At 72.7% G+C, this 10,337-nt stretch carries 5 protein-coding genes; 1 reads left to right on the top strand and 4 read right to left on the bottom strand.

Annotation, left to right across the window (positions count from 1 at the left end):
- Nucleotides 1-116: 116 nt before the first annotated feature.
- From ABZ215_RS01140 to ABZ215_RS01130, 3 genes are all read right to left on the bottom strand, one after another.
- A complete protein-coding gene (locus tag ABZ215_RS01140; protein ID WP_354946895.1) occupies nucleotides 117-3,377 on the bottom strand; it encodes a BTAD domain-containing putative transcriptional regulator in 3,261 nt (1,086 codons plus the stop codon).
- A gap of 504 nt (nucleotides 3,378-3,881) precedes the next feature.
- Nucleotides 3,882-6,656 carry a BTAD domain-containing putative transcriptional regulator gene (locus tag ABZ215_RS01135; protein WP_354946893.1) on the bottom strand — a complete coding sequence of 925 codons (2,775 nt, stop codon included), beginning with the start codon at nucleotides 6,654-6,656 and terminating at the stop codon, nucleotides 3,882-3,884.
- A 69-nt stretch (nucleotides 6,657-6,725) separates the two neighbouring features.
- On the bottom strand, nucleotides 6,726-7,619 hold the full coding sequence (locus tag ABZ215_RS01130) for an SseB family protein (protein WP_237336809.1): 894 nt from the start codon (nucleotides 7,617-7,619) through the stop codon (nucleotides 6,726-6,728).
- A gap of 64 nt (nucleotides 7,620-7,683) precedes the next feature.
- On the opposite strand from ABZ215_RS01130, the gene ABZ215_RS01125 reads away from it, so the two are divergent.
- Complete coding sequence (locus ABZ215_RS01125; protein ID WP_020416787.1) at nucleotides 7,684-9,366, top strand: right-handed parallel beta-helix repeat-containing protein; 1,683 nt, start codon at nucleotides 7,684-7,686, stop codon at nucleotides 9,364-9,366.
- A 6-nt stretch (nucleotides 9,367-9,372) separates the two neighbouring features.
- Here ABZ215_RS01125 and ABZ215_RS01120 read toward each other — a convergent pair whose 3' ends face one another.
- Entirely contained in the window at nucleotides 9,373-10,299 is a 927-nt protein-coding gene (locus tag ABZ215_RS01120; protein WP_237336810.1) for an SseB family protein, read from the bottom strand.
- Nucleotides 10,300-10,337 lie beyond the last annotated feature (38 nt).

The following is a 10,337-nucleotide window of genomic DNA, read 5'->3' as shown; positions in this document are numbered from 1 at the left end:
GCCCAGCTGATCGGCGAGCTGTCACTGGGCAGCGACCTGTTCCGCCACCTGTGGGCCGGGGCCTCGGCGTGTCCGCTGGTCCCGGGCCAGGCGATGGCCGGCCCGGGAGTTCGGGGTCAGGCCACGGACGTGACGGGCCAGCGGTCTCCGGTGAAGTCGCGCAGCTCGGCCGCTTCTGGCGTGCCCAGCTCGTCGAACAGGGCGTAGGCGCGGCGCCAGTAGTCCTGCGCCAGGCCGGCTCGCGCGGCGCAGCGGTGCAGTTCGGCCAGTTCGTTGAGCGCCCGCGCCTGCTGGTAGCGCTCGCCGCGGTTGATCGCCGCACGCAGCCCGGCCTCGACCAGGTCCGCGGCGGTGAGCAGGTCGCCGATGTCGCGGTGCACGCCGCCGAAGTCGATGAGCACCTCGCTCTCGGTCGCCGGGCCGCTGATCGTGCGGACGATCCGCAGCGCCTCGTTGAGGTTGCCGAGCGCGTCGTCGAACCGGCCGGTCTGCCGGTAGGTGTTGCCGAGGCGGTGCCGCGCGTAGGCGATCCGCGGTTCCAGGCCGTGCGCCTCGGCGAGGTCGGCGGCCTCCTTCAGGTGCTCGATCGCCTCGCGGTGCCTGCCCAGCCGCCGCCACGCGTCGCCGAGGTCGGCCAGCGCGCCGCTCTCCCCGTCCGGGTCGCCCGCCTGCCTGGACAGCACCAGCGCGTGCCGATACTGGTCGACGGCCTCGTCGAGCCGGCCGAGCGTGGACAGCGTGGCGCCGAGATTCGCGGCGACAGCGCTTTCCAGCCGGGGGTCCCCGGCGCAGCGGACGCCCGCCGTGCGGAACAGCCGCAGCGCCTCGGGGAACTCGCCGACGCGGTGGCAGAGCACGGCCAGCGCGGTCAGTGAGGTGGCCTCCAGTTCGCGCTCGCCGTTCGCGCGGTGCAGGTCGATCGCGCGCAGGAACTGCTCGCGCGCGTCGGCGGCGCGGCCGTGGTGCAGGTACGCGGCCGCCAGGTCGGAACGGGTGTGCGCCTCGCCGACGCGGTCCTGCGCCGCGGTCGCGGCCGCCAGCGCGGCCTCGTGCGTGTGCACCCAGTCGTGGTCGTGGCTGTAGCCGTAGAGGTACAGGTACGCGCGCAGGCAGCGGGTCAGCTGCCAGGCGTGCGTCGGCCAGCCCTGTTCGGCGGCCAGGCTGACGGCGGCGATCAGGCACGGCCGCTCGGCCTCCAGCCACCGCTTCGCCGCTTCGCGGTCGGGCAGCACCGGGCCGTGCGCGGGCGCGGCCCCGGTGAGCGGGATGTGCTTGGCCGGGTAGATCAGCTGCGTCGCGCGGGCCGCGGTGTGCAGGTAGAAGTCGAGCACGCGGGTGATCGCGGCGCGCCGGGCCGGCTCCGGCTCGTTGTCGCGGGCGAGGCCGCGCGCGTACTCGGCGAGCAGGTTGTGCAGCCGGTACCGGTCGCGGGTGACGACGGTGACCAGGTTCTCGTCCACGAGGCGGTCGAGCAGCCACCTCGCCCGCGACGGGGTGAGCCCGGCGAGCGCGCCGACCGACTCGGGCGTGAAGTCCGCGCCGGGGTGCAGGCCCAGCAGGCGGAACAGGCGCTGTTCCTCGGCCGCCAAGGCCTGGTAGGACAGTTCGAACACGGCCCGCAGCCGTCGGCTGCCCGCGGCCAGTTCGTCGATGCGGTCACCGGTTTCGGCCAGGCGGGCGGCAAGGTCGGCGACTGTCCACGTCGGACGGGACTGGAGGCGGCGGGCGGCGAGTGCGACGGCCATCGGCAGCCAGCCGCACAGTTCGCCGACGCGGCGGGCGGCCTCGGGTTCGCTCTCCACCCGCTTGGCTCCGACCACGCGGACCAGCAGTTCGCGGGCCTCGGCCGGGGTGAAGACGTCCAGCGGCAGGGTGCGGGCGCCGTCGAGGGCGAGCGCGCGGCGGCTGGTGACCAGGACGAGGTTGGTCGGCCCGGCGGGCAGCAGCGGCAGGATCTGGTCCTCGCTGGCCGCGTTGTCCAGCAGCACCAGCACATCCCGGCCGTAGACGCGGTCGCGGTAGAGGGAGGCGCGCTCGTCGAGGCTGGGCGGGATCTGGTCGCCGGGGACGCCGAGCAGGCGCAGGAACGACGCGAGCACCGCGGCCGGGTCGGCCGGCGGCTGGTCGGAGTGGCCGCGCAGGTCGACGTAGAGCTGGCAGTCGCCGTAGCGGCCCTCGGCGAGCAGCTGGTGGGCGACGTGCACGGCGAGGCGGGTCTTGCCGACGCCGGCCATGCCTTCGATGAGCGCGATGCCGACCGCGGTGCCGCCGTCGATCGCGCGGAGCCCGTCACGCAGGGTCGTCAGCTCGGCTTCGCGGCCGCTGAAGTCGGCGGTGTCGAGCGGCAGCTGGCGGTGGGCGCTGACCGGGGCGAACTCCGGCCGCGCGACCTCCTGGCGCAGGACGCGCTGGTAGGCGGTGGCCAGTTCCGGCCCGGGGTCCGCGCCGAGTTCGGTGGCGAGGCGGCGGCGCAGGGTGTCGAACACGTCGAGCGCGGCGGCCTGCTGCCCGCTGCCGGCGAGGGCGATCATGAGGCGCGCGTGGACGGCCTCGTGCAGCGGATCGGCCTCCGCGACGCGCTGCAGGAGCGGCAGAACCTCCTGGTAGCGCCCCAGATCCGAGGCGGCGCCCGCGTACTCCACGACGACGGCCCGGTACTCGCGCACGAGCGCGACGACGATCGGGTGGGAGTCCAGGGCGCTCAGCCCTTCGAGCGGTTCGCCCCGCCAGAGGCCGACGGCTTCGGCGAAGAGACCGCACGCTTCGGCGAGTTCGCCCTCCTCGCGGACGTGCCGTGCGCGGGCGACGAGCTGGCGGAAGAGGAGCAGGTCGTGCTGGCCCTCGGCGACCTTGAGCTGGTAGCCGCCGCGCGCGGAGACGATGAAGCCGCTCTCCGGGTCGCCCTGGAGGCGGCGGCGCAGGCGGGAGATGCGGGACTGGAGGAGGTCGACGGTGCCGTGCTCCGGCTGGTCACCCCAGACGGCTTCGACGAGCGCGTCCCGGCCGACGGGGGCGTTCGGGGACAACGCGAGGAGCGCGAGGAGGGTCCGCTGGGTTTCCGAGCCCGGGTCGACTGGTTCGCCGTCCGCGATGACCCGCAGCGGCCCGAGGACCTCGACCCGCAGCCCGCCGCCGGTGGCCTGCTCGCTGCCCGCCTCGCGGAGCAGTTCCCCCAGCTCCACACGGGACAGACCGAGCACATCGCCCAGCTTGCGCAGAGTGGACACGCGCGGCCGGGTGACACGTCCCTGCTCGACGTCACGCAGGCCGGCCACGCTGAGCCCCGCCAGGTCGGCGACCTCACGCTGGGTGAGGCCCGCGCGCCGGCGGAAGCCCTGGACCAGCGCGCCCAAGCGGCTCCGCGAACCGTCGCTCATTCGTTCACCGCCCCGATCTCGTCGTTCGCAGCCTGGGACGCACTGGTGCGCCAAGCCGTTCCCGCGTTACTCCGACAGAGTTACAAACTCCGCTTCGAAAATGCTTCGAAGGGGTGTGGTGGTTGCGTTGGTTGCTTGGGGTTAACGCGGGTGTTGCCTGGTGGGTGCGGGTGGTGAGGGGTGGTTGCGGAGGGTGATCATGAGGTGGGGCGGGGTTGGTTTGTCTGGGTCGGGGTGGGTGGGGTGGCTCGCGTGGCGATGAACGGACCGTTCATCACTTCCCGGCATCAGCGATACCCGCAACACCGCATGAAGGTGGCACTCGCGTAGCGATGAAGGGACCGGTCATGCCTGCGCGGCGCCCCGCGCGCGACGGTTGGTCCACTCACCACCTGCGCGGCACGGTTGGTCCACTCCCCACCTGCGTGGCAATTGTCCACTCACCGCCGAACCGGCCAGCTCAACCACCGAACCAGCCACCACAGCCAGCCCACCCCGAACCACCTACGCCGACCACTCCGAAACCCCACCCAGCTTCGCGCGGATCTGGCCCCCATCGGGCGACCCCAGCTCCTCCAGCAACTCCAGCGCCGCGCGCCAAGCACGTTGAGCCGCAGCCGCATCACCTCGCGCCAGGTGCGCGTCGCCGAGGCGGTTCAAGGTTCGGCTTTCGTAGTAGCGGCTTCCGTGGCGCCGATACAGCCCCACGGCGGTCTCGTAGCAGCGCACCGCCTCGTCCAGGTTTCCCAGCGACTGCTGCGCGTACCCGACGCTGTCCCACGCGTTGGCCTCACCGACCAGGTTCCCCAGCTCGGCCTGCACCGCGATCGACTCCTTGCAGTGCGCCAGCGCCTGCTCGTAATCCCCCAGCCGAGCACAGCTCCAGCCCATGTTGTTCAGCGCACTGGCGGCCCCGTACCGGTTCCCCGCCGCCTGGAACAACTCCAGCGCCCGCCGCGCGTGGTGGAACTCCTCGGCGTAGTCCCCGAGCCGATCGCACACCCACGTGAGCCCCTGCCGCACATCGGCCTGGTAACCGAGGTCCCCCAGCTCCTCGAACAGGTCCAGCGCCCGATCGAGCTGCTCCCGCGCCTCCTCGTCCCGCCCCAGCGCCGTCAGGATGACCGCGAGCCCCCGGTGGCTGTGCGCCAGCGCGACCGGATCCCCCAGCCGCGCGGCCGCCTCCAGCGCCACCTCGTACGTCCGCGGCTCCCCCAGCCAGTGCCTGCCCTGCCGCACGAACGTGTGGCTCAACGCGCACGCCAGCTGCCACGCGTGCGTGTCGAACCCGGTCGCCGCCGCGCGGTCGATCGCCGCCACCAGCACCGGGTGCTCCGCCGCGAACCAGGCGCCGGCGTCCGCGGGCGGCTCCACCACCACACCCGGCGACGGCGGCTCCAGCGCCAGCGGCTCCCGTTGCGGGCTCAGCGCCGCCGCGCCCGCGTGCGCCGTGTGCACGTAGTGGTCGAACATCCTCCGCACCGCCGCGGTTCGCTCCGCCTCCGCGTCCTCCTCCTGCGTCAGCTCGATCGTGTACGCGCGCAGCAAGTCGTGGAACGCGTACCGCCCCGGCGCACGCTCGGCGACCAGATGCGCGCGCGTCAACTCGGCCAGCAACGGCCGCACTCGGGACGCCCCGAGCAGACTCGCCGCCGCCGCGACGGTCACGTGCGGCCCCGGGTGCAGGCCGAGGAACCGGAACAGCCGGGCCGCGTCCGCGCTGATCGCGTGGTACGACCACGAGAACACCGCCCGCACATCGGAACTCGCGTCATCACCCTCGAAAGCGTCCAGCCCGCCGCGCGCGGCGCACAGCTCGGCGGCCAGCTCACCCAGCGTGAACCCCGGGTTCGTCGCCGCCCGCGCGGCCACGATCGCCAGCGCCAGCGGCAACCGCGCGCACAACGTGTTGATCGAGGCGACCGCCTCCGGCTCCGCCGCCACCCGGTCCGCCCCCAGCCGCCGCGCCAGCAGTTCGCGGGCCTCCGCATCGGACAGCAGGTCCAGGCTCACCGGCGCCGCGCCCTCGACCGCGACCAGCCCGGCCAGCTGGTTCCGGCTTGTCACCAGCGTGAAACTGCCGGGCGCGCCGGGCAGCAGCGGGCGCACCTGCTCGGCGTCGCGCGCGTTGTCCAGCACCACCAGCACCCGCTTGTCCGCCAGCAGACTGCGGTACAGGCTGACCTGCGCCTCCACGCTCACCGGGATCCGTTGCGCCGGAACGGCGAGCGCGTCGAGGAACCGCCGCACCGCCTCCGCCGGGCTCATCGCGCACGCGCCGGGATCGAAGCCACGCAGGTTGACGTAGAGCTGCCCGTCCGGGAACCGCTCCCGCACCCGGTGCGCCCAGTGCACCGCGAAAGCCGACTTGCCGACACCGGCGCCACCGCTGACCACCGCCACCGACACCGACGGCCGGTCCCCGCCGCCGTCCAGCGGCAGCAACGCGTCCAGCCGCGCGAGGTCGCGCATCCGCCCGGCGAACTGCGGCACGTCACCGGGCAGCTGCCGCGGCACCGGCCCCTCCTCCGGCTCGTCCCGCAGCAGCCGCACCTGTGTGTCTCGCAGCAGCGGCCCCGGCTCGACGCCGAGTTCGTCGATGAGCCGCGACCGGACCGCGGTGTAGACCTCCAGCGCTTCTGGCGTGCGGCCGCAGCGGTGCAACGCGAGCATCAGCAGGGCCTGCAGGCGTTCGCGGAACGGGTTGTCCTCGGCCTCCTGCCGCAGCTCGGTGACCACCGAGCGGTGCCGCCCCGCGGCGAGTTCGGCGTCGAAGTAGTCTTCCAGCGCGCTCAGCCGCTTCTCCGCGAGCGGCGGGCCCTCCCGGTCGAGCAGCGACTGGGTGACCCCGCCCAGCGCCGGCCCGTGCCACAGGTCCAGCGCCGCACGCAGCCGCCGGGCCGCGTCGGCGACGCGACCGGCGTCGAGGTCCGCGCGCGCCCTGTCAACGGCCTCGTCGAACTCGTGCAGGTCCAGCTCACCCGGCCCCACCTCGATCACGTACCCCGGCGCGCGCCTGCTGATCACGTCGGCGCCGATCAGCTTGCGCAGCTCGGAGACGTACACCTGCACTTGACCACGCACCGTCGCCGGCGGCGCGGCGCCCCAGACCAGGGCGAACAGCTGCTCGTCCGGCACCACGCGCCCGGCGTTGAGCAGCAGCGCCGCGAGCACCGAGCGCTGCTTCGGCCCGCCCAGCCGCACCGGCCCGTCCGGCCCTGACACCTCGATCGGGCCCAGCAGCCGGTACCGCACCGGGCGGGACGGGTTCGCGGACACGGTGGGCACCTTTCCGTGGACAGGGTGGAACGGACACGGGAAAAGCAAGCAGAACCGGGGTACCTGGCGCTAGTCCCCGCCCCCACCGGGCGACAGCGCCCCGGCGACGACCTCGACCAGGTCGAACACGCCCTCGCCGGTGAGGATCAGCTCGGTTTCCGCGCCCGGGTTGAAGCACAACACGTGCGACTCGTCCGGCCACTGCGCCAGGACACCGAGGAAGGGCACGGTGGCGTAGGGCTGCCCGGGCGCCAGACGGTCGAGCATCGCGGTGGACGAGAAGAGTGCGACGACCGGGAAGTCCCCGCTCCCCGCGGTGCGCCAGGGCAGGTCCTCATCGGAGTCCTGGACGGGCCGGGTCGTCGCGACGACCACCTGACCGTTCACCAGTGCCTCCAGGTATGCGTTCTCGTCCTGCCCGCCGACCGCGGCGACCAGGGCGGTTTCCAGTGCGTTCGACGGAGCCGGCACCGGTCCCGGTTCCCGTCCCGCGCCGAATTCCTCCAGCACGAGCTCACGCACCCGGCGGCGCATCTCTTCGAACGCGGCCTCTTCCGCGTCGGCCGCGGCCACCAGTTGCTCGCGTCCCTCCGCGAGTGCGATCAGCGCGTCCGGGGCCAGCACCGCGCCGATCGGCAGGCCGGGGTTGATCGCCAGCTGCAGCGAGCTGCCCGGCTGCCAGCTCCCCCTGATCTCCGCGAACGTGGTCTGGACGTGCTCCTGCGCGAAGGGCCCCAGTACCGCCGCCATCGACCGGGGCGAGGTGAAGACCAGGACGTGCTCGCGCTCCAGCGGCAGCAGGCCGACGAGCTCCTCCCACTCCGGGGTGCCGCGCGCCGGCAGCACGGGCAGGTACACGGGCGCGGCCAGCAGGAGCTGCGCGTAGCGCCGGCCGTCCCCGTCTGCGAGCGCGGCCTGCAGTGCGTGCTCGATTTCATTGTCCGGCTGCCACACAGGTTCCACGCGCGCTTGCCTCTCTGGGGTACCTTTTGTCCTGCAAACCCTAGTCGGCCGAACCACGGAAGCCATGCCACGCACCCTCTTCGTCGCCCCGGACCAGCGCGGCGCCCTGCCCACCATCCGCGACGCGCTCGAAGCGGCCGACGACGGCGCGGTCATCTCGATCGCTCCCGGTGAGTACCCCGAGCCGATCTCGATCACACGCCAGCACGTGACGCTGTCGGCGCGCGAGCCGGGCAGCGTCACCATCAGCTCGCCGTTTCCCGACCAGCCGGTCGTGTCCGTGACCGACAGCCGGGTCGACCTGATCGGGCTGAAGCTGACCTCCGAGGAGCACGCCGCCATCCGCGTCCGCGGCGGCCAGGTGAAGATCGTCGAATGCACGGCGACGGCCCGGTTCGCGCCGGGCATCGACGTCGCGGCCGCCGACCGCATCGAGATCCGCAACAGCCACGTCACCGGCTCCCAGTACGGGATCGTCATCGAAGAGTCGGACGGGGTGATCGACCGCTGCGAGATCCGTGAAATCGCCGACGACGGCGTGATCCTGCGACTCGGCGCGCGGGTGAAGGTCCAGCACACCACGATCGCCGGGTGCGGGTTCCGCGGCGTGTACATGTACCAGGCAGGCGACTCGAGCCTGGACCGCTGCGACGTCTCGCAGACCGGCGACGCCGGGGTCGCGGTGGCCGACCAGAGCTCGCCAACGATCAGCACGTGCTGGGTGCACGACACGCAGGGCGTCGGGATCAGCGTCGGGCGCGGCTGCGGCGGCGTGATCGAGGACTGCCGCGTGGAGAACACCGCCGTGCCGGGCATCCACCTCGCCGACGGCGCGCGCACCGAGGTCCGCGAGGGCGATCCGGCGCGCGGCAAGGTCCCGGTGGGCGCGGTCGCGACCACGGGCAACCACCAGGACCTGGAGACCGTCGACAAACTGCTCGGCGAGCTCGACGGCATGATCGGCCTGGCGAGCGTCAAGGCCGAGGTGCGCGGGCTGATCGACGAGATCCAGGTCAACGAGTGGCGCCGCAGCGAGGGATTGTCCGTCGGCACGGTCAGCAACCACCTGGTGTTCGCCGGCGCGCCCGGCACCGGTAAGACCACGGTGGCACGCATCTACGGCCAGCTGCTCAAGGCGCTGGGGATCCTGCCGAACGGGCGGTTCAAGGAAGTCTCCCGGCGGGATCTGGTCGGTCAGTACATCGGTCACACCGCGGAGAAGGCGGCCTCGGCGTTCGAGGAGGCGCGCGGTGGCGTGCTGTTCATCGACGAGGCGTACACGCTGTCCCGCTCCAGCGGCAGCGGCGCCGACTTCGGCCAGGAAGCCATCGACACGCTGGTGAAGCTGATGGAGGACCACCGCGACGAGGTCGCCGTGATCGTCGCGGGCTACACCGACGAGATGGCGAAGTTCATGGACGCCAACCCCGGTCTGGCGTCCCGGTTCAACAAGACGCTGGTCTTCGAGAACTACAGCCCCGAGGAACTTGTCGCGATCAGCTTGCACATGGCCCGCAGCGACGACTACCTGCTCGGCCAGGACCTGGACGTGGCGCTGCTGGAGTGGTTCGGGCAGATGGAGCGCGACCAGAACTTCGGCAACGCCCGCGAGGCGCGCAAGCTGCTGGAGCGGATGCGCAAGTCCCAGTCGACGCGGCTGCGTTCGCTGGGTCAGCGCCCGACGAGGGACGACCTGCGGACGTTGTCGCTGGACGACCTGCTGGAGGCCGTGCGCGGCACGGGTTAGCCCAGGTCAGGCTCCCGGAGCGGCGCCGTTGCCGGATCGGCCGTCGGCGGGGCCGCCAGCGGCCGCCGCCTCCGCGATCGCCGACACCAGCTCCGGCACGCTGCTACCGGGCAACGTCAGTTCCATGCTCGTGCCGGGGTTGAAGCACAGCACGTGGTCCTCGCCCGGCCAGTTCAGCAGGACGTCCAAAAAGGACACAGTGGCGCGTGGGCCGCCGCCGGGAGCGACGACGTCGAGCACCTGCTCCGAGCTGAACAGCGGCACCACCGGGGTCTCGTCGTCACCGAGGATCCGCCACGGGAACTCACCGGACTCGATCACCGCCGGGTCCGGGACCGGCTCGGTGGCGGGCAGCACGACGTCGGCGCCGATCAGCGCGAGCAGGAACGCGTCGAAGTCCAGTTCGGACACCGACTCGCGCAGTCGCTCCTCCAGCTCGTTGACCGGCTGCAGCGCCGCGGCGGCCTCGGCGTCGCCGCCCAGCTCCTCCAGCACCAGGCGGCGGACCTCGCCCAGCACCTCGTCGACCATCGCGTTCTGCACGTCTTCGACCGGGACCAGCTCCTGACGCCCCTCGGCCAGGTCCTCCACCTCGCCCAGGACCAGGTACACGCCGATCGGGATGCCCGGGTTCACCACGAGCTGGGCGTGATCGGGGTGGAACTCGCGCAGCCCGCCGATGGTGGTCTCGCGCCAACTGTCGACCACGCCGCCGAGCGCCCAGTCGAGCGACTCCTCCGAGGTGAACACGATGACGTGGTTGCCCTCGGGCATCGGCAGGCTGATCGGCCACGGGTCCCCCGGCTCCGGGGTGGCCGGCACGTACAGCGGGGCGTCGCGCAGCAGCTGGGCGTAGCGCCGGCTGTCGCTGTCCTGCAGCGCGGCCAGCATGCCGCTCTCGACCTCGTTGGCCGGGCGCCACTGAAAGTCCACTCCAGACACTTCCTTCTGCTCGTCGGTCCGCGGTGCAC

Origin of the sequence: Amycolatopsis sp. NPDC006131 (genome assembly GCF_040614175.1) — a bacterium.
GTDB lineage: Bacteria > Actinomycetota > Actinomycetes > Mycobacteriales > Pseudonocardiaceae > Amycolatopsis_E > Amycolatopsis_E tucumanensis.
The sequence above is the reverse complement of the archived record's forward strand: the minus strand, read 5'-3'. Positions and strand labels throughout refer to the sequence as shown.